Origin of the sequence: Streptomyces sp. NPDC047974 (assembly GCF_040653375.1) — a bacterium.
Classification (GTDB): domain Bacteria; phylum Actinomycetota; class Actinomycetes; order Streptomycetales; family Streptomycetaceae; genus Streptomyces.
Genome location: NZ_JBEZNU010000028.1, coordinates 68,408 through 90,442 on the forward strand (window position 1 = coordinate 68,408; position 22,035 = coordinate 90,442).

At 74.0% G+C, this 22,035-nt stretch carries 17 protein-coding genes; 11 read left to right on the plus strand and 6 right to left on the minus strand.

Annotation, left to right across the window (positions count from 1 at the left end; genetic code table 11):
• The first annotated feature begins 52 nt into the window (after positions 1–52).
• The 3 genes from AB0E19_RS30805 to AB0E19_RS30815 all read left to right on the plus strand — a co-directional run bounded on the left by AB0E19_RS30805 (position 53) and on the right by AB0E19_RS30815 (position 3,720).
• Positions 53–1,462 carry a protein phosphatase 2C domain-containing protein gene (locus AB0E19_RS30805; RefSeq protein WP_362185608.1) on the plus strand — a complete coding sequence of 470 codons (1,410 nt, stop codon included), beginning with the start codon at positions 53–55 and terminating at the stop codon, positions 1,460–1,462.
• A 27-nt stretch (positions 1,463–1,489) separates the two neighbouring features.
• The gene (locus tag AB0E19_RS30810; protein ID WP_362185611.1) at positions 1,490–3,232 is read left to right on the plus strand and encodes a pyruvate dehydrogenase; all 1,743 of its coding nucleotides are present in this window, start codon (positions 1,490–1,492) and stop codon (positions 3,230–3,232) included.
• An 83-nt stretch (positions 3,233–3,315) separates the two neighbouring features.
• On the plus strand, positions 3,316–3,720 hold the full coding sequence (locus tag AB0E19_RS30815; protein WP_362185614.1) for an ATP-binding protein: 405 nt from the start codon (positions 3,316–3,318) through the stop codon (positions 3,718–3,720).
• Between the two features lie 57 nt (positions 3,721–3,777).
• On the opposite strand, the gene AB0E19_RS30820 is transcribed toward AB0E19_RS30815, so the two are convergent.
• Together AB0E19_RS30820 and AB0E19_RS30825 are read right to left on the minus strand one after the other, a co-directional pair.
• Entirely contained in the window at positions 3,778–4,878 is a 1,101-nt protein-coding gene (locus AB0E19_RS30820; protein ID WP_360604740.1) for a DUF2637 domain-containing protein, read from the minus strand.
• A gap of 194 nt (positions 4,879–5,072) precedes the next feature.
• Positions 5,073–5,942 (minus strand): (2Fe-2S)-binding protein, encoded by an 870-nt coding sequence (locus AB0E19_RS30825; protein WP_362185618.1) that lies wholly within the window; start codon positions 5,940–5,942, stop codon positions 5,073–5,075.
• A 239-nt stretch (positions 5,943–6,181) separates the two neighbouring features.
• Between AB0E19_RS30825 and AB0E19_RS30830 the strand changes: the two genes are divergently transcribed.
• Both AB0E19_RS30830 and AB0E19_RS30835 read left to right on the plus strand, forming a co-directional pair.
• Positions 6,182–6,961, plus strand: coding sequence for a GntR family transcriptional regulator (locus tag AB0E19_RS30830; protein ID WP_362185621.1), 780 nt, complete (start codon positions 6,182–6,184; stop codon positions 6,959–6,961).
• A 141-nt stretch (positions 6,962–7,102) separates the two neighbouring features.
• Positions 7,103–8,719 (plus strand): hypothetical protein, encoded by a 1,617-nt coding sequence (locus tag AB0E19_RS30835; protein WP_362185624.1) that lies wholly within the window; start codon positions 7,103–7,105, stop codon positions 8,717–8,719.
• A gap of 7 nt (positions 8,720–8,726) precedes the next feature.
• Here AB0E19_RS30835 and AB0E19_RS30840 read toward each other — a convergent pair whose 3' ends face one another.
• Together AB0E19_RS30840 and AB0E19_RS30845 are read right to left on the minus strand one after the other, a co-directional pair.
• Positions 8,727–9,515 carry a hypothetical protein gene (locus AB0E19_RS30840; protein WP_362185627.1) on the minus strand — a complete coding sequence of 263 codons (789 nt, stop codon included), beginning with the start codon at positions 9,513–9,515 and terminating at the stop codon, positions 8,727–8,729.
• A gap of 311 nt (positions 9,516–9,826) precedes the next feature.
• Positions 9,827–11,521 (minus strand): PucR family transcriptional regulator ligand-binding domain-containing protein, encoded by a 1,695-nt coding sequence (locus AB0E19_RS30845; protein ID WP_362185631.1) that lies wholly within the window; start codon positions 11,519–11,521, stop codon positions 9,827–9,829.
• 338 nt (positions 11,522–11,859) lie between these two features.
• On the opposite strand from AB0E19_RS30845, the gene AB0E19_RS30850 reads away from it, so the two are divergent.
• The 5 genes from AB0E19_RS30850 to AB0E19_RS30870 all read left to right on the plus strand — a co-directional run bounded on the left by AB0E19_RS30850 (position 11,860) and on the right by AB0E19_RS30870 (position 18,637).
• Positions 11,860–12,750, plus strand: a complete 891-nt coding sequence (locus AB0E19_RS30850) for a xanthine dehydrogenase family protein subunit M (protein WP_362185634.1) — start codon at positions 11,860–11,862, stop codon at positions 12,748–12,750.
• Between the two features lie 2 nt (positions 12,751–12,752).
• Positions 12,753–13,355: a (2Fe-2S)-binding protein gene (locus AB0E19_RS30855; RefSeq protein WP_360604727.1), complete on the plus strand. Its 603-nt coding sequence runs from the start codon at positions 12,753–12,755 to the stop codon at positions 13,353–13,355.
• 2 nt (positions 13,356–13,357) lie between these two features.
• Positions 13,358–15,757 (plus strand): xanthine dehydrogenase subunit D, encoded by a 2,400-nt coding sequence (gene pucD / locus AB0E19_RS30860; protein WP_362185639.1) that lies wholly within the window; start codon positions 13,358–13,360, stop codon positions 15,755–15,757.
• A gap of 233 nt (positions 15,758–15,990) precedes the next feature.
• Positions 15,991–17,463, plus strand: coding sequence for an NCS2 family permease (locus AB0E19_RS30865; RefSeq protein ID WP_362185642.1), 1,473 nt, complete (start codon positions 15,991–15,993; stop codon positions 17,461–17,463).
• Positions 17,464–17,503: 40 nt separating this feature from the next.
• Positions 17,504–18,637: an XdhC/CoxI family protein gene (locus tag AB0E19_RS30870; RefSeq protein WP_362185645.1), complete on the plus strand. Its 1,134-nt coding sequence runs from the start codon at positions 17,504–17,506 to the stop codon at positions 18,635–18,637.
• A gap of 60 nt (positions 18,638–18,697) precedes the next feature.
• On the opposite strand, the gene AB0E19_RS30875 is transcribed toward AB0E19_RS30870, so the two are convergent.
• Positions 18,698–20,002, minus strand: a complete 1,305-nt coding sequence (locus AB0E19_RS30875) for an ROK family transcriptional regulator (protein WP_362185648.1) — start codon at positions 20,000–20,002, stop codon at positions 18,698–18,700.
• A gap of 62 nt (positions 20,003–20,064) precedes the next feature.
• Positions 20,065–20,670: a TetR/AcrR family transcriptional regulator gene (locus AB0E19_RS30880; RefSeq protein WP_362185651.1), complete on the minus strand. Its 606-nt coding sequence runs from the start codon at positions 20,668–20,670 to the stop codon at positions 20,065–20,067.
• Between the two features lie 150 nt (positions 20,671–20,820).
• Here AB0E19_RS30880 and AB0E19_RS30885 point away from each other — a divergent pair, with 150 nt between their 5' ends.
• Positions 20,821–21,975 (plus strand): acyl-CoA dehydrogenase family protein, encoded by a 1,155-nt coding sequence (locus AB0E19_RS30885; RefSeq protein WP_360604715.1) that lies wholly within the window; start codon positions 20,821–20,823, stop codon positions 21,973–21,975.
• The last annotated feature ends 60 nt before the right edge of the window (positions 21,976–22,035 follow it).

Consider the following 22,035-nt stretch of genomic DNA (forward strand, 5'->3'; position numbering starts at 1 on the left):
GGTTTTCCTCGTGTCCCGTTTTCCCGGGCCGCCCGCGGTGGACAATAAGGGCATGACTCAGCAGGGGGACAACTGGTGGGACGCGCTCTACGAGGACGCGGCGGAGGAACTCACGCCGACGCCCTCGCCCGACTCGCTGGACGCCCACTTCACGTCCGCCACCCAGGCCACGCAGGACACCCGGGGGCCCCGGACCGCTTCGCCGCCCGCGCCGCCCGCGCCGCCCGCGCCGCTTGTGCCGCCCGCGCCGTCCGTGCTCGGGCCCGCGCCCTGGGAGGCGCCGGTCACGGGGCCCAGGACCTTCCCGGCGGCGCCGCCGGTCGCCGTGGAACCCGAGCCCGAACCCGTACGTGAGCCCGATCCCGATCCCGGACCCGGGTCCGACGCAGACGCCACCGTCCTGGTCGAGCTGCCCGCCGCCGGCCACGAGCCGACCGTCCAGGTGCCCCTGCCCCCGCCCGTGCCCCGGCCCCGCACCGGCTTCCTGGGCAGCCGGCCGCCGACGTACGAGGCCGAACCCACCGCCCTGCCCGCCGCGCGCCCCGGCGAACTCGCCGACCTGGTCGCCGACACCGTCCTCGACGGCGCCCGCTACGGCACCGCCACCCTCCGCGCCGCCTCCGTCCGCGGCGACTCCGCCCGCTACCGCGGCGAACCCCGCCGGGACGCGCTCCTCACCGCCCGCTTCGGCCACGACGAGACCGCCCTCGTCCTCGTCGCCGTCGCCGCCGGCTCCCGCGCCGCCGACGAGGCGCACCTCGCCGCCGCCGACGCCTGCCGCTGGATCGGCGAGGCCGTCGGCCGCAGCCACGCCCGGCTCTCCGAGGACATCCGCTCGGGCCGCCGCGGCGACCTCAAGTCCGGGCTCCAGCGGCTCACCGACCGCACCTACGGCCGGCTGCGGGCCCGCGCCGCCGAGCGGGGCCTGGCCCCCGAGGCGTACACCGCCACCCTGCGCTGTCTGCTCATCCCCGCCGACCCCGACTGCCGCACCCGGGTCTTCTTCGGCATCGGCGGCGGCGGACTCTTCCGGCTCCGCGACGGCGCCTGGCAGGACATCGAGCCGCTCCTCCCCGACCCGGCCGCCGTGGTCGGCGCGCCGGTCGTGAGCTTCGGGTCGACGCCGCCGCACGGGACGCCCGAGGCGACCGAGGAGGGCGACCGGCTCACCATGGACCTCGGCATCACCACCGCCCCCGGCCCGCTCGTCGAGGAGCCCGTGCCGCCGCCCGCCGAACCGTTCCGCTTCCGCGCCTCGGTGGCCCGGCCCGGCGACACCCTCCTCCTCGCCTCGCCCGGCCTCGCCGAGCCGATGCGCGGCGAGCCCGCCCTCGCCCACGAGCTGGCGGCCCGCTGGGCCGGCGCCGAACCGCCCGGCCTCGCCGCCTTCCTCGCCGACACCCAGCTGAGGGTGACGGGGTACGCCGATGACCGTACGGGGGCCGCCGTCTGGGAGGCGTGAGACGCCGGGCCGTGTGTTGATGGACCCATGGCCAAACAGAACGTGGCGGAGCAATTCGTCGACATCCTCGTCCGCGCCGGCGTGCAGCGCCTCTACGGAGTGGTCGGCGACAGCCTGAATCCGGTCGTCGACGCCATCCGGCGCAACCCCGCCGTCGACTGGATCCAGGTGCGCCACGAGGAGACCGCCGCCTTCGCCGCGGGCGCCGAGGCCCAGATCACCGGCCGCCTCGCCGCCTGCGCCGGCTCCTGCGGCCCGGGCAACCTCCACCTCATCAACGGCCTGTACGACGCCCACCGCTCGATGGCCCCCGTCCTCGCCCTCGCCTCCCACATCCCCTCCAGCGAGATCGGGCTCGGCTACTTCCAGGAGACCCACCCCGACCAGCTGTTCCGCGAGTGCAGCCACTACAGCGAACTCATCTCCAACCCGAAGCAGATGCCCCGGCTGCTGCACACCGCCGTGCAGCACGCCGTCGGCCGCGGCGGCGTGTCGGTGGTCGCGCTCCCCGGGGACATCGCCGACCAGCCCGCCCCCGAGAAGACCACCGGCTCCGCCCTCGTCACCTCCCGCCCCACCGTCCGCCCCGGCGACTCCGAGATCGACGCCCTGGTCCGGATGATCGACGCGGCCGAACGGGTGACGCTGTTCTGCGGCAGCGGCACCGCCGGCGCCCATCCCGAGGTCATGCAGTTCGCCGAGCGGCTCAAGGCCCCCGTCGGCCACGCCCTGCGGGGCAAGGAGTGGATCCAGTACGACAACCCCTTCGACGTCGGCATGAGCGGCCTGCTCGGCTACGGCGCCGCCTACGAGGCCACCCACGAGTGCGACCTGCTGATCCTGCTCGGCACCGACTTCCCGTACAACGCCTTCCTCCCCGACGACGTCCGGATCGTGCAGGTCGACGTCCGCCCCGAACACCTCGGCCGTCGCTCCCGGCTCGACCTCGCCGTCTGGGGCGACGTCCGCGAGACCCTGCGCTGCGTCACGCCCCGGATCAGGCAGCGGACCGACCGCCGCTTCCTCGACAGGATGCTGAAGAAGCACGCCGACGCCCTGGAGGGCGTGGTCAAGGCGTACACGCGCAAGGTCGAGAAGCACACCCCGATCCACCCCGAGTACGTGGCCTCCGTCCTCGACGAACTCGCCGACGACGACGCGGTCTTCACGGTCGACACCGGGATGTGCAACGTGTGGGCGGCCCGGTACCTCACCCCCAACGGGCGCCGCCGGATCATCGGTTCCTTCAGCCACGGCTCCATGGCCAACGCCCTCCCGCAGGCGATCGGCGCCCAGTTCACCGACCGGGGACGGCAGGTCGTCGCGCTCTCCGGCGACGGCGGCTTCTCCATGCTCATGGGCGACTTCCTCACCCTCGTGCAGTACGAACTCCCGGTGAAGGTCGTCCTGTTCGACAACTCCTCGCTCGGCATGGTCGAGCTGGAGATGCTGGTCGCCGGGCTCCCCTCGTACGGCACGGGCTACAAGAACCCCGACTTCGCCGCCGTCGCCCGGGCCGCCGGCGCCTACGGCGTCCGCGTCGAGAAGCCCAAGCACCTCGCCGGGGCGCTCAAGGACGCCTTCAAGCACAAGGGTCCCGCCCTCGTCGACGTCGTCACCGACCCCAACGCCCTGTCCATCCCCCCGAAGATCAGCGCCGAGATGGTGACCGGCTTCGCCCTCTCCGCCAGCAAGATCGTCCTCGACGGGGGAGTGGGCCGGATGCTCCAGATGGCGCGATCCAACCTGCGCAACGTGCCGCGCCCCTGAGGGCACGGAACCCGGCGCATGCGGACCGGCTCGCGGGGCAGGCTCTCCCGTGAGCCTGTTCGACGCGATCGTGGGTGGGGGCTATGGCCGGGAAGGCACGACAGCCGACTCAACTGCTCAGAAAGGTGGGAGGGGCGGACCTGACGGCGGTGCCGGAGGTGCGCCACGCGTTACGCGAACTCCTCGGCAGCTGGGGCGGACCGGACACCGGGGCCGTCGCCGAGCTGCTCACCAGCGAACTGGTCACCAACGCGCTGGTCCACACCGCCCACGGCGCGGTCGTCACCGCGACCGTCGATCCCGGCCAGCTCCGGGTCGAGGTCCGCGACTTCGAGCCCGGTCTCACCGCCCCGCCCGTACCGCCCGCCGACGACGGTACGAGCGGCCGGGGCCTCTTCCTGGTGCGGGAGCTCGCCGACTCCTGGGGGATCGAGGAGCGCGCCACGGGGAAGGTCGTCTGGTTCGAACTGAACGGCGGGGCCGCCTGAGGGGCGGCCCCGCCGTCGGGGTGTGCCACGGTCCTGCCGTGGGGTGGAGCGGGCCCGTCAGCCGAGCAGGCGCTCCATCTCGGAGATCTTCGCCTCCAGGGAGTCGAGTCGGGGCAGGGCCTGGGTGTCGTCCTCGGCGGTGAGGTCCACCGTCCGCGACTCCCGCTTCTCACTTTCCCTGACGGCTTGCAGGGAGGGCCGGGGCCGAAGGGGCAGTTGTCCCGGGTCCGCTATGGCGGGTTCCGCGACGGCCGCCGTCACCGACGCCGTCGCGGAACCCGGCCCGGACCCGGGGGCCTGGCCCCCGCCGGTCCCGGAGGCGGCGGTCAGCGCCGCCACCTCCACCTGGCGCCCGCCACCCCGGCCGAAGGCCCGGTGCTGACGGTTGAGCGCCTTGATCTGCGCCCGGTCGAGCTTGGCCTGCTCGCGCCGGCGGATCCTGTTCTGCTCCTTCTCGCGCCGGTCCTCCCGGACCTCGTCCACGGCCTCGTCCAGGGTCCGTACGCCTTCCAGGAGCATCAGCGACCAGGCGGCGAAGGTCTCCCGGGGGGCCCTTATCCACCGCACGATCCGGATCTGCGGCAGCGGACGGGGCACCAGGCCCTGCTCGCGCAGCGCCGCCCGGCGGGTCTGCTTCAGCGCCCGGTCGAAGAGGACCGCCGCCGACAGGGACATCCCCGCGAAGAACTGCGGGGCCCCGTCGTGGCCCAGGCCGCGCGGCGCGTGCACCCAGTTGAACCAGGCGGCCGCGCCCGCGAAGAGCCAGACCAGGAGGCGCGAGCCGAGGGCCGCGTCGCCGTGGCTGGCCTCGCGGACGGCGAGCACCGAGCAGAACATGGCGGCGCCGTCGAGGCCGAAGGGGACCAGGTACTCCCAGCCGCCCGTCAGGTTGAGGTTCTGCCGGCCGAAGCCGACGAGCCCGTGGAAGGAGAGCGCCGCCGCGACGGCGGCGCAGCAGAACAGCAGCCCGTACGAGGCGAAGCCGTAGACGGCTTCCTTGCGTCTGCGCCGCTCCTCGCTGCGTTCCCAGGAGTCCTCGGCCGCGGCCTGGTCACCGGCGCGCTTCCCGCGCGCGAGCACCGCCACCGCCGTCAGGACTCCGGCGACCATCACGCCGCCCGGAAGCAGCCAGTCCAGCGATATGTCGGTCAGTCTCATGCGGTGTCCCTCGCATCGCAGTAGGGCGTTTGGCCGCCCATACTGTCCGACCGATCAAGGGACGTACGGGGTTTCGGGGCAAGAGCACGCCAACGAGGGCTCAGGGCATACGAATAGGTACCTTCTGGTCGAACGTGCCACCGTGTACACGGAGTCGTGTTCGAATCACGCCACCCGTTCGGGTGGCGTATTCCTCAGGCGGTCGCGGCGAGCCGCCGCACCCGGTCCGCGTCGCAGGTCCGCGGACAGGTGAGGCAGGTGTCCTCGGGGCGCAGGGTGTAGAAGAAGCAGCAGGTGGCCCGGTCCCGGGTGGCGCGCGGGGCGCCGTCCGGCCCCTCGCTCCCGGGCAGCGGCCGGAAGCCGGCCCCGCCCGCGTACGGCTTCTCCGGCCGGCCGGTGCTCCCCGGCAGCAGCAGCTCCAGTTCGGCCATCGCCCGCTCCTCCTCGCCGAGGAGGGCGCCGATGTACCAGAGGCTCTCGACGATCTCGTCCGTCACCATCCCCCACAGGGCGCGGCGGCCGCGCCGCATCCGGGGGCCGAAGCCGCCGATGAGGGCTTCGAAGTGCTCGGCGAGCGAGGCGCGGACCTCCGCGCGCAGGGCGTCCTCGTCCGCGACCACGCGGGCCCCGGGGAGGGCGGCGGCCGGGTCGCCGGGGAGGCAGGCGAACTCCTCGACGCGGACTGCCATCCGGCCGCGGGTCCGCTGGAAGGAGACCGCCGTCACCGGGAGGCGGGGGACCCGGCGGTGCAGGAACCAGGGGACCGTCACCAGGAGGCAGGCGGGCCAGCCGTACCGGTGGAGTCCGAAGCTCGCGACGACGTCGGGGCGGGCCTGCTGCCCGTAGTCGCGGAGGACCTGGGCGTTGTCCCAGGCGAGGAAGGCGTCCAGGGCGGCCCCGCCGGCCGCGAGCTCCTCCGCGAGGACCCAGCCTGCGCCGCGCGGCAGCCGTTCGTTCTCGGCCGTCTCCTCTATCCGCAGGCCGGAGAAGACCTCGGCGAGCCGGGCGTACGAGGCCGCGACGGACGAGGCGAGGGGGGAGGACAACAGAGCGGGGACGGTCATGCGGACCACCGAATCGCGATCGTTAGCAGGTTAGCCTTACCTTACCCGAATCGGCATCGCGTCTCACCACCGCCCGGCCCGCTCCCACCCGCGCCTCGTGGGCGCGGTCCCACGGAACGGTCCGTTCGCCTATGGTGCACAGGGGGCCCGGGCCGCGCGAGCCGGGCCCGGCACGAAGCCGCAGGAGGACCCGGGTGGAGCAGGGCGCAGCACGCGAGCGGGCGACGGAGGGACCGTCCGTGCGATTCGGCGACCCCGCGGCCGGCCCGTACGCCCCCGGATCCGAAGCCCCGGCCGACACCAACTCCCCGCGCGTCCCCGAGCAGGCGCGCGGCGAGCACACCCACGGCGAGCACACCCACGGCGAGTCCCCCCTCACCGGGGACGGCCCGCGCGCCGTGCGGCGGCACTCCGTCCGCGGCCAGATCCTCGACGCCCTGCGCACCGCCCTCGTCGCCGGCGAGCTGCGGCCCGGCGAGGTGTACTCCGCCCCCGCCCTCGGCGAGCGCTTCGGCGTCTCCGCGACCCCCGTCCGCGAGGCCATGCAGCGGCTCGCCGTCGAGGGCGCCGTCGAGGTCGTGCCCAACCGCGGCTTCCGCGTCGTCGTCCGCACCGCCCGCGAGCTGGCCGAGCTGGCGGAGGTACGCGCCCTGATCGAGGTCCCGGTCATGCTGCGGCTCGCCCGCACCGTCCCGGCCGCCCGCTGGGCCGCGCTCCGGCCCTTCGCGGAGGCGACCGGCGCCGCCGCCGCCCGCGGCGACCGCGCGCACTACGCGGAGACCGACCGCGCCTTCCACCGCGCGGTCCTCTCCCTCGCCGGCAACGAACAGCTCCTCGCCATCGCCGACGACCTCCACCGCCGCTCCCAGTGGCCCCTCCTCAGCGCCCCCGTCCCGCGCCACGCGGACCTGGTCGCCGACGCCGCCGAGCACTCCGCCCTCCTCGACGCCCTCGCCGCCCAGGACCTCCCCGTCGTGGAGTCCCTGGTCCGCGAGCACTTCGCGGGCGCGAACGGCTGATCACCACCGGACGTCCCGGGCCGCCGGGGCGCCCGGTCCACCCCCGGGAGGCCGGTCCCCGACGGGGCGGCCTCCGCGGGGCCCGGGCCCACTAAGGTCGAAGGCGACAGCCGTTCGTACCGCGCGCTCGTGAGGTGTCCCATGCCGTCCGCGACCCCGTCCCCCGCGGACGGACGCCGGCCCTCCCCGAAGACCTCGGCGTCGCTCACCGGTACGGGGCCCGAGGCCGCCGCCCTCCTCGGCTGGCTCACCGATCCCGACGCGCCCCGGCTCTGCCTGGTCACCGGCGCCCCCGGCAGCGGGAAGAGCGCCCTCCTCGGCCGGCTGGCCGTCCACGGGACCCGGGCCCGGCGGGGCAGGGCGAAGGCCGAGCGGGTGCTCGTGCCGCTCGCCGGGCAGAGCGCCCTCGGCGTGGCCTGGACGCTCGCCGACCGGCTCGGCGTGGTGGCCCGCACCCCCGCCGACCTCGTGCCCGCCCTCGCCACCAGCGAGGCCCGCCGCACCGGCAGGACCGTGCTGCTCCTCACCGACCTGCACGCCGCCGCCGAACCGGAGGCCCTCGCCGAGCTGCTCGGCGGCCTCGCCGAGGTCGGGCGGATCCGGCTCGTCGTGGAGGCCCGCACCGGCACCCGCGTCCCCCGGGCCGCCCGGACCACCGTCGTCGACCTCGACGGGGACGCGGACCCCGGGCCGCCGCCGGCCCCGGCGCCCTTCCCCGAGCTCCCCGACCTCTCCGACCCGGTCGCCGTCTGCGCCGCCGACCCCCTCCTCGTCACCACCGGCTACGCGACCGCCTCCCCCGACGACCACGGCGGGCTGCGCGACGCCTGGCTGCGGGCCGGACAGGCGCTCTGCGCGGCGGACGGACCGGCGGGCCGGGCCCTGGTGCTGCTCACCGCGCTCGGCGACGGCGCCGACCCCCGGCTGCGGCCCGCGCTCGCCGGACAGGCGGCCCCGTCGCCCTGGCGGCTGCGCTGGGCCCGGCACCGGGGCGACGTCTCCCCGCCGTGGCCGGGACCCGTCGCGGTGCTCGGCGCGACCGCCGGCGGACCCTCGGCCGAGCTGCTCCTGGTGGGCGACCACACCGGCACGGTCCGGCTGCTGCGGGAGGCCGACGCCTCCGGCGCGGGGCGGCTCGCCCACCGCGTCCAGGGCCGGATCACCGCCCTCGCGCCCACCGCCGACGGGACGGTCCTGCTGCTCGACGAGCGCGGCCGGCTGCACACCGTGCGCGGCACCGCGCCCCGCCCGCCCTATCTGGAGCGGCTCACCGAGGCCGTCTCCACCACCCTGTCCCGGCACCCGGGCACCGCGCTGGCCGCGATCGCGGGCTCGGTGGTGGTGGGGGACCGGCTCGGCTCGGTGCACGCGTTCGGCGTCAACGGCCTCCACCAGGCCGCCTCGCACAGCGGCCGGGTCACCGCCGTCACCGCCGTCGAGTCCGCGACCCCGTTCGTCTGCTCGGGCGGCGCCGACGGCACCGTACGGCTCTGGACGCCGGGCCGGGCACCGGTGCCCGAGCCGCTGGCGGAGCACCGGGCGCCGGTGGTCGCCCTGCACGCCGCCCCCGCCCCCGGCGGGCCGCTCGTCGCGGCCGCCTGGGCCGACGGCCGGGTCGAGCTGATCGCGCCGGAGGGCGGCCGGCGCAGGGCCTTCCGGCCGGGACCCGCCGTCCGCGCCGTCGCCGTGACGGCGACCGGGGCGCTCGTCGTCGGCACCGAGGAGAGCCTCATCTGCCTGGAGCCCCAGGAGGGGTGACGGAGGGTCACATGGCCGTGCGGGGCGCCAGCTGCGACGCCAGCCAGGTCGGTACGCCCCCGAGGAGGCGGAAGAGGCGGCGGGCCTCGGCGCGCAGCCGGCCGGCCTCCGCCTCGGTCTCGGTGTCGGCCAGAGCGGTCAGCGCCGGAGCCGTACCCACCAGGTAGCCCAACTCCTCGCGGATCCGCAGCGATTCGGCGAAGCCGTGCCGGGCCTCCGCCAACTCGCCCTCCCTTAACGCCAGTCCGGCGAGATGGCGCCAGGTGGAGGAGAGCAGCAGCGAGTCGCCCTGCGCGGTGGCGCCGGCGTGCGCGCGGCGGTACGCGGCCCGGGCCGCCTGCGGGGAGTCGCCGAGGTTCTGGGCGATCAGCCCGCGCCGGTAGTCCAGGAGCGGTCGGCCCGGCTCGGAGGGGGCGATCAGGGCCGCCGCCCGGCCGAGCGCCATCCGGGCCTCGTCGGCGCGGTCCCGGACGCCCAACAGGGTGGAGGCGTAGGCGAGATAGCCGCGCTCGCAGGCCGCGGCGCCGCGCTCCTCGTCGCTGCTCGCGACCGCCTCGGCGGCGCGCAGCGCCTCCTCCGCCTCGGCCCAGCCCTGTTCGGTGTAGAGGCAGCGCTCGATCAGCAGCGCCGCCCGTTCGAGCGCGGCGGCCGGTTCGTGGGCGCGGGGGGCGAGCAACGCCGCCGCGTCGGTCCAGCAACCGCGGGAGCGGAGCCGCCATATGGCGGTCTCCACGGGAGTCTCCTTGCCGTAGGCGAGGGACGGGTTTCCGCCGCCCCCTGATTCGGAACCAGACATGGCGGTGTCCGCCACATTGCCCTCCCCGAGCGCGCCATCGAGCTGTTGAGTAGGACGGCATCTCAGCACGAACGGCCGTACCCGGCCAAGGGGTCGGGTGAAAAAATTCACAAAGCCGGGGGGTTGTCGGGACGCCCCGCCGGGGAAGCGCCCGGCGGGGCGTCGGGGCCGCGTGGCCCCTGATCACCGCGATGATCAGGCAGGGCAAGGGCGAGAGGGGTCCGGCCGCGGGGGCGTGCCGGCGGGTCCTCCATCACTCCTCCGGACTCAACCGAAGGAGTGAAATCCGGATCCGCGCAGGACAGACTCCGTCAACTCATCCGCAGGGCCAGGAAGAAATCGAGCTTGTCCTCGAGCCGGGACAGGTCCCGGCCGGTCAGCTGCTCGATCCGGCCGACCCGGTAACGCAGCGTGTTCACGTGGAGGTGCAGCCGGGTCGCGCAGCGGGTCCAGGAGCCGTCGCAGTCCAGGAAGGCCTCCAGGGTCGGGATCAGCTCCGCCCGGTGGCGCCGGTCGTAGTCCCGCAGCGGGTCCAGGAGCCGGGCCGTGAAGGCGCGCCGCACGTCGTCCGGGACGAAGGGCAGCAGCAGCACGTGCGAGGCCAGCTCGTGGTGGCCGGCCGCGCAGACCCGGCCGGGGCGGGCGGCGGCCACCCGGCGGGCGTGCCGGGCCTCCTCCAGGGCGCCCCGCAGCCCCTCCGCCGAGTGCACGGCGGCGCTGACGCCCAGGGTGAGCCGCCCGTCGTCGGCGAGGCCGGACGAGAGCGGAGCCCGTACCGCCGCGAGGAGGGCGTCCGCGTGCAGGCCCAGGGCGGGCGACGGGCCGTCGTCCTCGCTCTCCGGCAGCGGGCCCGCGGCCAGCGGCACCAGCGCGATGGCCTCGTCGCCGGTGTGGGCCACGGCGATCCGGTCGGCGGACTCGGCACCGACGGTCGCCGGGTCGACCAGGATCTCCTCCAGGAGCGCCTGGGTGACCGGTCCCGGCTCCACCGGGGCCTGGCCGCCCTCCTGCTCCCACTCGACGCGGGCCACGACGACCTGCCAGTGCGGGGCCGCGCCGAGGCCGGGCAGCAGCACCGGGGCGGCCACCCGCAGCCGGGCGGCGATCTCGGCGGGCGCGGCGCCCGTCTGCACCAGCTCCAGGACCTCCTGGGCGAGCCGGCGGCGCACGGTGCGGGCCGCGTCGCGCCGGTCGCGCTCGACGGAGATCAGCTGCGTGACGCCCTGGAGCAGGTCGAGCCGGGCGGCCGGCCAGTCCCCGGCGTCGGCCTCCACGGCGAGCAGCCAGTCGGACAGCACCGTCTCGCGGACGTCCCGGGCGCCGGGCCCGGCGGCCCGGCCGGTGTTCCTGACCGGGAAGAGCGAGTACGGGGCGCCCTGGAGGGTCAGCCGGTGCGGGCCGCGCCGGCCGGTGCGGGTGGCGGCCAGGTGCTCGCCCGCGAGGGCGGCGGCGAGGGCCGGGTCCAGGGGCTCCCCGGCGCCGGCGATCTGCCGCCCGGTGGGGGAGAGGACCCAGGCGCGCAGGTCCAGGTCGGAGCCGAGGAGGTCGAGGACGGCCTCGGGGCCGCCGCCCGCCGGGCCGGAGGTCATCAGCCGCCGGTGCCGGTCCACGACGGCCGCCAGGTCGCCGGCCCGCTCGCCGGAGACCTGTCGAACGACATGCTCGGTGATCGTCGCGAACGCAACGGTTTCGTTGACCGCGAAGAGCGGAAGCCGGTGGCGGGAACACGCCTCCACGAGATCGTCGGGGATGTCGCCCAGCTCGGCCTCGCCGGCCGCGAGCGCGGAGACCCCGGCCTGGCTGAGGATCCGGACGAAGGGCTCGGCGTCGGCCGGCTCCCGCAGCCACGCCAGGCCGGTGAGGACCAGCTCGCCGCCGGAGAGGTACCGGCTGGGGTCCTTGAGGTCCGTGGTCATGACGCCACGGACGGAGCGGTCCAGCTCCTCCTCGCCGCCCAGCAGGCGCAGCCCGAGCGCGTCGTTCTCCAGCAGTGCGCGCAGCCGCATTCGTGTCGCCGCCGTTCCTTCGAGTGGTGATGTCGAGTGGTGATGTCGAGTGGGTGATCGGGTTGTCGGGTATTCGACGGTGGGGCGGTGAGGGTGATGCCGCCGTTTCCAGGGGGAAACGGCGAGGTTTCCGTTCACCGTCTTTCGTTCGAATCTACAAGACGTACCAGGGCACCGGCCAACTCCTTCATGTTTTCGGTTACTGCACACGGGCCCGGCGGCCTTGTGTACTAGGCCACACACCGCGTGAACAGGACATGAACACCGAAGTCGAGGGCCGAACGTCACCCAGGGCCCAGACGTCCGACCCCCACCAGAATCGCTAGAAGAGAGCCACCATGGACTTCCTTCGCCCCGCCAGCTGGGAGGAGGCGCTCGCCGCCAAGGCCGAGCACCCCACAGCCGTGCCCATCTCGGGCGGCACCGACGTCATGGTCGAGATCAACTTCGACCACCGGCGCCCCGAGTACCTGCTGGACCTGAACCGCATCGAGCTGCTGCGCGAGTGGGAGGTCGGCGAGGAGAACGTCCGGCTCGGCGCTTCCGTCCCGTACACGCAGATCATGGAGAACCTGCGGGCCGAGCTGCCGGGTCTGGCGCTCGCCTCCCACACGGTCGCCTCCCCGCAGATCCGCAACCGCGGCGGAGTCGGCGGCAACCTCGGCACCGCCTCCCCGGCCGGTGACGCCCACCCCGCCCTCCTCGCCGCCGGCGCCGAGGTCGAGGTCGAGTCGGTCCGCGGCAGCCGCTTCATCCCGATCGACGAGTTCTACACCGGCGTGAAGCGCAACGCGCTCCAGCCCGACGAGCTCATCAAGACCGTCCACATCAAGAAGGCGGACGGCCCCCAGCAGTACTCCAAGGTCGGCACCCGCAACGCGATGGTCATCGCCGTCTGCGCCTTCGGCCTGGCACTGCACCCGGAGACCCGGACCGTGCGCACCGGCATCGGCTCGGCCGCGCCGACCCCGATCCGCGCCAAGGAGGCCGAGGCCTTCCTGAACGCGGCCCTGGAGGAGGGCGGCTTCTGGGACAACGGGAAGATCATCACCCCCGCGATCGCGAAGCAGTTCGCCGACCTCTGCTCGGCCGCCGCCAACCCGATCGACGACGTCCGCGGCACCGCCAAGTACCGGCGCCACGCCGTCGGCATCATGGCTCGCCGCCAGCTCGGCTGGACGTGGGAGCAGTACCGCGGCGCCGGCCGCACGCTTGAGGGAGCTGCATAACCATGCGCGTGAATTTCACGGTCAACGGTCGTCCGCAGGAAGCCGACGACGTCTGGGAGGGCGAGTCCCTCCTCTACGTTCTGCGCGAGCGCCTGGGCCTGCCCGGCTCCAAGAACGCCTGCGAGCAGGGCGAATGCGGCTCCTGCACGGTCCGCCTCGACGGCGTGCCGGTCTGCTCCTGCCTGGTCGCCGCCGGCCAGGTCGAGGGCCGCGAGGTCGTCACCGTCGAAGGCCTGGCGGACTACGCCCAGCACCGCGAGGACGCCCACCCGGGCGGCGCCTGCGGCACCGGCGGCTGCGGCACCAGCCTGGACGCGGCCAAGCGGTGGGAGGCCAAGCCGCAGGACTCGCAGACCGGTGAGGGCGTCGAACTCTCGCCGATCCAGCAGGCGTTCATCGACGCCGGCGCGGTCCAGTGCGGTTTCTGCACCCCCGGTCTGCTCGTCGCGGCCGACGAGATGCTGGAGCGCAACCCGTCCCCGACGGACGCGGACATCCGCGAGGCGCTCTCCGGCAACCTCTGCCGCTGCACCGGTTACGAGAAGATCCTCGACGCCGTCCGCCTCGCGGCCGCGCGCCAGGAGCGCCAGGGAGAGGCGGTCTGACGATGGCTCAGAACACCCGTACCGCGCCGGTGGGCACCCCCACCGACGTCACCCAGAACCACACCCAGGGCGGCGTCGGCGCGTCCACGCTCCGCCCCGACGGCACCCTCAAGGTGACCGGCGAGTTCGCCTACTCCTCGGACATGTGGCACGAGGACATGCTGTGGGGCCAGGTCCTGCGCTCCACCGTCGCGCACGCCGAGATCCTGTCCATCGACACCTCCGAGGCCCTCACCATGGACGGCGTCTACGCCGTCCTGACGCACGAGGACCTGCCGGCCGCCAAGAACTACGGCCTGGAGTTCCGCGACACCCCGGTGCTCGCCTACGGCAAGGTCCGCCACCACGGCGAGCCGGTGGCCCTCGTGGCCGCCGACCACCCGGAGACCGCGCGCCGCGCCGCAGCCAAGATCAAGGTCGAGTACCGGGAGCTCCCGGTCATCACGGACGAGGCCTCGGCCACCGCCCCCGACGCGATCCTGGTCCACGAGAACCGCGACGACCACCACATCGGCCACGTCCCGCACCCCAACATCGTGCACCGGCAGCCGATCATCCGCGGCAACGCCGACGAGGCCGCCAAGCGCGCCGACGTCATCGTCAAGGGCGAGTACACCTTCGGCATGCAGGACCAGGCCTTCCTCGGCCCGGAGTCCGGCCTCGCCGTACCGGCCGAGGACGGCGGCGTCGACCTGTACGTCGCCACCCAGTGGCTGCACGCGGACCGCGAGCAGATCGCGCCCTGCCTCGGCCTGCCCGAGGACAAGGTCCGGATGACCATGGCCGGCATCGGCGGCGCCTTCGGCGGCCGCGAGGACATCTCCATGCAGATCCTCGCCTCGCTGCTCGCGCTGCGCACCGGCAAGCCCGTCAAGATGGTCTACAACCGGTACGAGTCCTTCTTCGGGCACGTCCACCGGCACCCGGCGAAGCTCTACTACGAGCACGGCGCCACCAAGGACGGCAAGATCACGCACATGAAGTGCAAGATCGTCCTGGACGGCGGCGCCTACGCCTCCTCGACGGTCTCGGTCGTCGGCAACGCCTCCTCCCTCTCGGTCGGCCCGTACGTCATCGACGACGTCGAGATCGAGGCGATCGGCCTCTACACCAACAACCCGCCCTGCGGCGCCATGCGCGGCTTCGGCGCGGTCCAGGCCTGCTTCGCCTACGAGGCGCAGATGGACAAGCTCGCGGCCAAGCTGGGCATGGACCCGGTGGAGCTGCGCCAGCTCAACGCCATGGAACAGGGCACGCTCATGCCGACCGGCCAGGTCGTGGACTCGCCGGCCCCGGTCGCCGAGCTCCTGCGCCGGGTCAAGGCCCGCCCGATGCCGCCGGAGCGCCAGTGGGAGACCGCCGGCGAGAGCGCGGACGTCCGCGCCCTTCCGGGCGGCCTCTCCAACACCTCGCACGGCGAGGGCGTCGTCCGCGGCGTCGGCTACGCCGTCGGCATCAAGAACGTCGGCTTCTCCGAGGGCTTCGACGACTACTCGACCGCGAAGATCCGCATCGAGGTCATCAACGGCGAGGCCGTCGCCACGGTCCACACCGCGGCGGCCGAGGTCGGCCAGGGCGGCGTCACGATCCACGCGCAGATCGCCCGCACCGAGCTCGGCGTCCAGCAGGTCACCATCCACCCCGCCGACACCCAGGTGGGCTCGGCCGGTTCGACCTCCGCGGGCCGCCAGACGTACATGACCGGCGGCGCCATCAAGAACTCCTGCGAGCTCGTCCGCGAGAAGGTCCTGGAGATCGGCCGGCGCAAGTTCGGCTCGTACCACCCGGCGTGGGCCAACGCCGAACTCCTCCTGGAGGGCGGCAAGGTCGTCACCGACGGCGGCGAGGCCCTCGCCACCATCGCGGACGTCCTGGAGGACCAGGTCGTCGAGATCGAGGAGCAGTGGCGGCACCGTCCGACCCAGGCCTTCGACCTCGTCACCGGCCAGGGCGACGGCCACGTCCAGTACGCCTTCGCCGCGCACCGCGCGGTGGTCGAGGTGGACACCGAGCTCGGCCTCGTCAAGGTGATCGAGCTGGCCTGCGCCCAGGACGTCGGCAAGGCGGTCAACCCGCTCTCCGTGATCGGCCAGATCCAGGGTGGCACCACCCAGGGCCTGGGCGTCGCGGTGATGGAGGAGATCATCGTCGACCCGAAGACCGCGAAGGTGCGCAACCCCTCCTTCACGGACTACCTGATCCCGACGATCCTCGACACGCCGACCATCCCGGTCGACTACCTCGAACTGGCCGACCCCAACGCGCCGTACGGCGTCCGGGGCATCGGCGAGGCCCCGACCCTGTCGTCCACCCCGGCCGTCCTCGCGGCGATCCGGGCGGCGACCGGCCTGGAGCTGAACAAGACCCCGGTCCGCCCCGAGGCGCTCACCGGCACCCTGTAGGACCCTCCGGGCGGTGCGTGCCTCCCGGGGAACGTCACACGTCCCTCCCGCCCGCACCGCCCGGAGCGCAGTACCCGCTCCAACCCGCAGTACCCGCATCACCAGAAGTACCCGCAGTACCCCGTTCGTCTCGGGCCGTCCCCCGGGTCGTGCAGCCAACAGCAGTTCCCAAATCCCGCCGCTCACGAGTCCCCCTCGTGCGGGTGCCCCTTTGAACCTTGGGAGTAGGCCCCATGACCCAGTCGTCTGTGGAGCCCAAGACCGCCGCGGAAGACGCGGGCTCCGGCTCGCGCAACCCCGCCGGACGTTCTTGGCTCGACCGGTACTTTCACATCTCGGAGAGAGGATCCTCCGTCAGCACGGAGATCCGCGGTGGCGTCACCACCTTCATGGCGATGGCGTACATCCTCCTGCTCAACCCGATCCTCCTCGGAGGCCCGGACGTCGAGAAGAACGTCCTCGCCTCCTCCGCCGTCATCACGGCGACCGCCCTCGCGGCGGCGGTGACGACCCTGCTCATGGGCTTCGTCGGCAAGGTCCCGCTCGTCCTCGCGGCCGGCCTGAGCGTCTCCGGGGTGCTCGCCACCCAGGTGGTGCCGCAGATGACCTGGCCGCAGGCCATGGGCATGTGCATTGTCTACGGTCTGGTGATCTGCCTCCTGGTGGTCACCGGTCTCCGCGAGATGATCATGAACGCCATCCCGCTGCCGCTCAAGCACGGCATCACCATCGGCATCGGCCTCTTCATCGCGCTGATCGGCTTCAACAAGGCCGGCTTCGTCGGCGCGGGCCCGCAGTTCGGCCCGCCCGTCACCATGGGCTCCGGCGGCGAACTCGTCGGCTGGCCCGTCCTGATCTTCGCGGTCACCCTCCTCGCGATCTTCGCCCTCCAGGCCCGCAAGGTCCCCGGCGCCATCCTCATCGGCATCGTCGGCGGCACGATCATCTCGCTGATCGTCAACGCCGTCGCGGACATCCCGGCCAAGGGCCCCGGCTCCTGGGCCAACGGCTCCCCCGAGCTCAAGGGCAGCGCGGTCTCCGCCCCGGACTTCTCGCTCTTCGGCGACGTCTCCTTCGGCGGCTGGGGCGACGTCGGCTACATCACCGTCGGCGTGATCGTCTTCACCCTGGTCCTCGCCGGCTTCTTCGACGCCATGGCCACCATCATCGGCGTCGGCACCGAGGCCAACCTCGCCGACGACAAGGGCCGCATGCCCGGCCTGTCCAAGGCCCTCTTCATCGACGGCGCGGGCGGCGCGATCGGCGGCGTCTCCGGCGCCTCCGGCCAGACCGTCTTCGTGGAGTCCGCCACCGGCGTCGGCGAAGGCGCCCGCACCGGCTTCTCCTCGGTGATCACCGGCCTCTTCTTCGCGGCCTGCCTCTTCTTCACCCCGATCACCCAGATCGTGCCCCGCGAGGTCGGCTCCGCCGCCCTGGTCGTCATCGGCGCGATGATGATGATGAACGCCAAGCACGTGAACTGGGGCGACAGCTCCGTCGCCATCCCGGTCTTCCTGACCGTCGTGCTGATGCCGTTCACCTACAGCATCACCCCGGGCGTCGCGGCCGGCGTCATCGCCTACACCGTCATCAAGGTGGCGCAGGGCAAGGCGCGCGAGGTCGGTGCGTTCATGTGGTGCCTGACCGCGATATTCATCGTGTTCTTCGCCCTTCACCCGATCGAGGGATGGCTGGGCGTCAGCTGACGCCCGAGCTCCCTCCCCTCACACCGCCAAGGAGACCGACATGCTGGACATCGCCGAAGAGCTGCACCGGTGGGTCGAGCAGGGACGCGACTTCGCCGTGGCCACCGTGGTGGCCGTCGGCGGCAGCGCGCCCCGGCAGCCCGGCGCCGCCCTCGCCGTCGACAGCGAGGGCACGGCGATCGGCTCGGTCTCCGGCGGGTGCGTGGAGGGAGCGGTGTACGAGCTGTGCCAGACGGCCCTCGACGACGGCAAGGTCGTCGTCGAGCGCTTCGGCTACAGCGACGAGGACGCCTTCGCGGTCGGCCTGACCTGCGGCGGCATCATCGACATCCTCGTCACCCCGGTCCGCGGCGGGGTCTTCCCCGCCGCGCTGGCCGCCGCCGTCTCGGGGGAGGCGGCAGCCCTCGCCCGGATCGTCTCCGGCCCCGAGGACCTGCTCGGCCAGGCCCTCCTCGTCCACCCGGACGGCGCGTACGAGGGGAAGCTCGGCGGCCACCCCGAACTGGACCGCACCGCCGCGGCCGAGGCGCGGGCGCTGCTCGACGCCGGCCGCACCGGCACGGTCGAGATCGGCGAGGACGGCAGCCGCTGCGGGCAGCCGCTGACGCTCCTCGTGGAGTCCTCCGTCCCCGCCCCCCGCATGATCGTCTTCGGTGCCATCGACTTCGCGTCGGCGCTGGTCCGGGTCGGCAAGTTCCTCGGCTACCACGTGACCGTGTGCGACGCGCGTCCCGTCTTCGCGACGCGGCTCCGCTTCCCCGAGGCGGACGAGATCGTCGTCGAATGGCCCCACCGCTACCTGGAGTCGACGGAGGTCGACGGCCGGACCGTGCTCTGCGTCCTCACGCACGACGCGAAGTTCGACGTCCCCCTCCTCCAGGCGGCCCTCAAGCTTCCCGTCGCCTACGTCGGCGCGATGGGCTCGCGGCGCACCCACGAGGACCGCAACGCGCGCCTGCGCGCGGTCGGCGTCACGGAACTCGAACTGGCCCGGCTCCGGTCCCCGATCGGGCTCGACCTCGGCGCGCGTACGCCGGAGGAGACGGCGCTCTCGATCGGCGCGGAGATCGTCGCGAACCGGCGCGGCGGCACCGGTGTCTCGCTCACCGGCGCGCACACGCCCATCCACCACGACGACACCCCCGTGACCGGCCACATAGGCTCGGTCGCCTGACCGCCACGGCACCTTCGAGGGTGCCTCCGCACCCGCGCGGGGCGCCTGCCCCCACGGGGGTCAGTGGGCCGTGCGGTGTCGGACCGTGTCGGTCCAGGCGGGAGGGGGTTCCACGGGGGGCGGGTCCTCGTGGCGGCCGCCGCGGGCGAAGAAGTCCGCGAGCGGCAGGATCGCCGCGCCGACGGTCACCGCGTCCGGCCCCAGCGTGCCCATCCCGATGCTCACCCGCGCCGCCGGATACGCGAGGGCGTAGGCGCGCGCGTGCGCCTCGACCTCCGCCAGGAACCGCGTGCCGAGCAGCAGCCCGGCCCAGCCGCCGACGAGGATCCGCTCCGGCTGGAAGAGGTTGATCAGGTCGGCGAAGCCCGCGCCCAGGTACTCGGCCGTCTCCGCCAGGACGGCGACCGCCGCCGGGTCGGCCGCGGCGCCCTCCCCGGGGTGCGCCGCCGCGACGAGCGCCGCGAGCGCGGTCTCCTCGTCCGCGCCCTCCGGCGGCAGGCCGCCGGCCTCGCGCCAGCGTTCGAGGAGTGCTTCCGCGCCCGCGTACGCCTCCAGACAGCCCAGCGCTCCGCAGCGGCAGCGCCGTCCCCGTACGCGCACCTTCAAGTGGCCCCACTCCAGGGCGCGTCCGGGCCCGAGCGGGTCGGTCGTCACGCAGGCGCCGACGCCGGAGCCGAAGAGGACGACGACGGCGCTGCGGGCGCCCCGGCCGGCGCCGAACCACATCTCGGCCTGGCCGAGGGTCTTGGCGCCGTTGTCGATGCGGTACGGGACCTCCGGCGGCAGGTCGACCGCCTCGCGCAGCAGCCGTTCCAGCGGGACGGCGTCCCAGCCGATGGTCTGGCCGTGCACCACCGCCCCGTCCGCGTCGGTGTGCTCGACGATGCCCGGGACGCCGATCCCGACGCCGAGCAGCCGCTCCGCGGGGACCTCGGCCGCGCGCAGGACCTCCGCGATGCCCTCGCGGATGTGGTCGACGACGACCCCGACGTCGTACCGCGCGCCGCCCTCCTCCGAGGGGGACAAGGGGCGTTCGGCGCGGGCGAGTTCGGTGAGGGTGAGGTCGAACAGCTCGACCCTGACCCGGGTCTCGCCCACGTCCACGCCGATCATCCGCCCGCTGTCGGGGGCGACGCGCAGCAGGATCCGGGGCCGGCCGCCGGCCGAGTCGACGCTGCCGGCCTCCTCGACGAGCCCCTCCGCGACGAGCTCGGCCACCACGTTGCTGATCGAGCCGGAGCTGAGCCCGGTGGCGGGGCCGAGCGCGAAGCGGCTCATCGGGCCGTCGAAGTAGAGCCGCCGGAGGACCGCGGTGCGGTTCTCGCGCCGCAGGTCCCGCACGGTCCTGCCGTTCGATCTGGTCACTGGCGTCCCTCGCGGTCGTGGTCCATCGGGCGGGTGGTCGGTGGTGGCGCTGCGGCCGCCGCTCAGGTCCTGCGCAGCCCGCTGAGCAGCAGCTCGGCCAGCTGGTCGTACGCCTCGGCGTCCGCGAGGCCGGTGGACGCGGCCACCTGCCGGCGCTGGATGCGCACCATCACGGAGGCGATGACGTCGGCGGCGAAGGCCACGTGGACCTCCCGGAAGACGCCCGCCCTGACGCCCTCCTCGATGAGCTGCTGCACCCGGCCGGCGGCGGCGCGGGTGTTCCGCTCGTACACCTCGGCGGCCGGCTCGAAGGCGGCCACGTCGTCGAAGAACTGCGGGGAGACCGGCGCCAGCTCGGCGGAGACGGCCCGCAGATAGGCGGAGAGCCGCTCCGCGGGGCCGCTCGCGGCGGCCAGGACGGCCTCGACGCGGGCCGTGGCGCGTCGGAAGAAGTGCACGACGGCCGCCCTGACCAGCTGTTCCTTGCTGCCGGCCAGGCCGTACAGGGTCCGCTTGGAGCAGTGCAGCCGGGCGGCCAGGTCGTCGAGGGTCAGCCGGGCGAAGCCCTCGCCGACGAGGAGGGCGACCAGCTCCTCGAAGAGCGCGGAGCGGCGTGCCGCTCCGCGGCCCGTGAGCTTGGGGGCGTCGGCGGCGGAGGTCTCGATCACCCGAACAGTATGCCGGGCCGCCCGCGGGAAGGGGTTACGTCCGGAGGCTCATGCGCTATTTTTGACGGTACTGGAGTACCCGTCTTAGTACCGCTTCGCCGTGTGCCCCCGTACCCCTGCCTAGTACCACCGCGCGCCGATGGAGTCGCCATGGATGTCGACCGCCTGCTTCCCACCCCCGAAGCGGCGGACCTCATCGCCCTCACCCGCGAGATCGCCGACAACGAGCTCTCGCCGCGGGTGGACGAGCACGAGGCCGCCGAGACCTATCCCGAGGGTCTCTTCGCCACGCTGGGCCGGGCCGGGCTGCTCGGCCTCGCCTACCCCGAGGAGTACGGCGGCGGCGGCCAGCCGTACGAGGTCTACCTCCAGGTCCTGGAGGAGCTCGCCGCCCGCTGGGCGGCCGTCGCCGTCGCCACCAGCGTGCACACGCTCGCCTGCCACCCGCTCTACGCCTTCGGCACCGAGGCGCAGAAGGAGCGCTGGCTCCCCGCGATGCTGGAGGGCCGCCTCGTCGGCGGCTACAGCCTCTCGGAACCGCAGGCCGGCTCGGACGCCGCCGCCCTCTCCTGCAAGGCGGAGCGCCAGGAGGACGGCAGCGGCTACCGGATCACCGGCACCAAGGCGTGGATCACCCACGGCGGCAAGGCCGGCTTCTACTCCCTCTTCGCCCGCACCGCCCCCGGCAGCCACGGCGTCTCCTGCTTCCTCGCCCCCGGCGAGACCGAGGGCCTCACCTTCGGCGCCCCCGAGCGCAAGATGGGCCTCCAGGCGGTCCCCACCACCTCCGCCTACTGGGACGGCGCCCTCATCGAGGAGGACCGGCTCGTCGGCACCGAGGGCCAGGGCCTCCAGATCGCCTTCAGCGCCCTCGACAACGGCCGCCTCGGCATCGCCGCCTGCGCCACCGGCCTCGCCCAGGCCGCCCTGGACGCGGCCGTCGACTACGCCAACGAGCGCACCGCCTTCGGCCGCCGCATCGTCGACCACCAGGGCCTCGGCTTCCTCCTCGCCGACATGGCCGCCGCCGTCGACGCAGCCCGCGCCACCTATCTCGACGCCGCCCGCCGCCGCGACCTCGGCCGCCCCTTCAGCCGCCAGGCCAGCGCGGCGAAGCTCATCGCCACGGACACGGCGATGAAGGTCACCACGGACGCCGTCCAGGTCCTCGGCGGCTACGGCTACACCCGGGACTTCCCCGTCGAGCGCTACATGCGCGAGGCGAAGATCATGCAGATCTTCGAGGGGACGAACCAGATCCAGCGGCTCGTCATCAGCAGGGGACTGGCCCGCCCCGAGAAGTAGCGGGTCGAAGCCGATACGGGGAGGCCGTCCTCGGCCCTCGCGGGTGAGGGCCGGCCTCTC

Bases quoted from the DNA above. Each gene is read 5' to 3' on its own strand.
- AB0E19_RS30805 (WP_362185608.1), top strand. From the start codon at position 53: ATGACTCAGCAGGGGGACAACTGGTGGGACGCGCTCTACGAGGACGCG.
- AB0E19_RS30810 (WP_362185611.1), top strand. From the start codon at position 1,490: ATGGCCAAACAGAACGTGGCGGAGCAATTCGTCGACATCCTCGTCCGC.
- AB0E19_RS30815 (WP_362185614.1), top strand. From the start codon at position 3,316: ATGGCCGGGAAGGCACGACAGCCGACTCAACTGCTCAGAAAGGTGGGA.
- AB0E19_RS30820 (WP_360604740.1), bottom strand. From the start codon at position 4,878: ATGAGACTGACCGACATATCGCTGGACTGGCTGCTTCCGGGCGGCGTG.
- AB0E19_RS30825 (WP_362185618.1), bottom strand. From the start codon at position 5,942: ATGACCGTCCCCGCTCTGTTGTCCTCCCCCCTCGCCTCGTCCGTCGCG.
- AB0E19_RS30835 (WP_362185624.1), top strand. From the start codon at position 7,103: ATGCCGTCCGCGACCCCGTCCCCCGCGGACGGACGCCGGCCCTCCCCG.
- AB0E19_RS30840 (WP_362185627.1), bottom strand. From the start codon at position 9,515: ATGTCTGGTTCCGAATCAGGGGGCGGCGGAAACCCGTCCCTCGCCTAC.
- AB0E19_RS30845 (WP_362185631.1), bottom strand. From the start codon at position 11,521: ATGCGGCTGCGCGCACTGCTGGAGAACGACGCGCTCGGGCTGCGCCTG.
- AB0E19_RS30850 (WP_362185634.1), top strand. From the start codon at position 11,860: ATGGACTTCCTTCGCCCCGCCAGCTGGGAGGAGGCGCTCGCCGCCAAG.
- AB0E19_RS30855 (WP_360604727.1), top strand. From the start codon at position 12,753: ATGCGCGTGAATTTCACGGTCAACGGTCGTCCGCAGGAAGCCGACGAC.
- pucD (WP_362185639.1), top strand. From the start codon at position 13,358: ATGGCTCAGAACACCCGTACCGCGCCGGTGGGCACCCCCACCGACGTC.
- AB0E19_RS30865 (WP_362185642.1), top strand. From the start codon at position 15,991: ATGACCCAGTCGTCTGTGGAGCCCAAGACCGCCGCGGAAGACGCGGGC.
- AB0E19_RS30870 (WP_362185645.1), top strand. From the start codon at position 17,504: ATGCTGGACATCGCCGAAGAGCTGCACCGGTGGGTCGAGCAGGGACGC.
- AB0E19_RS30885 (WP_360604715.1), top strand. From the start codon at position 20,821: ATGGATGTCGACCGCCTGCTTCCCACCCCCGAAGCGGCGGACCTCATC.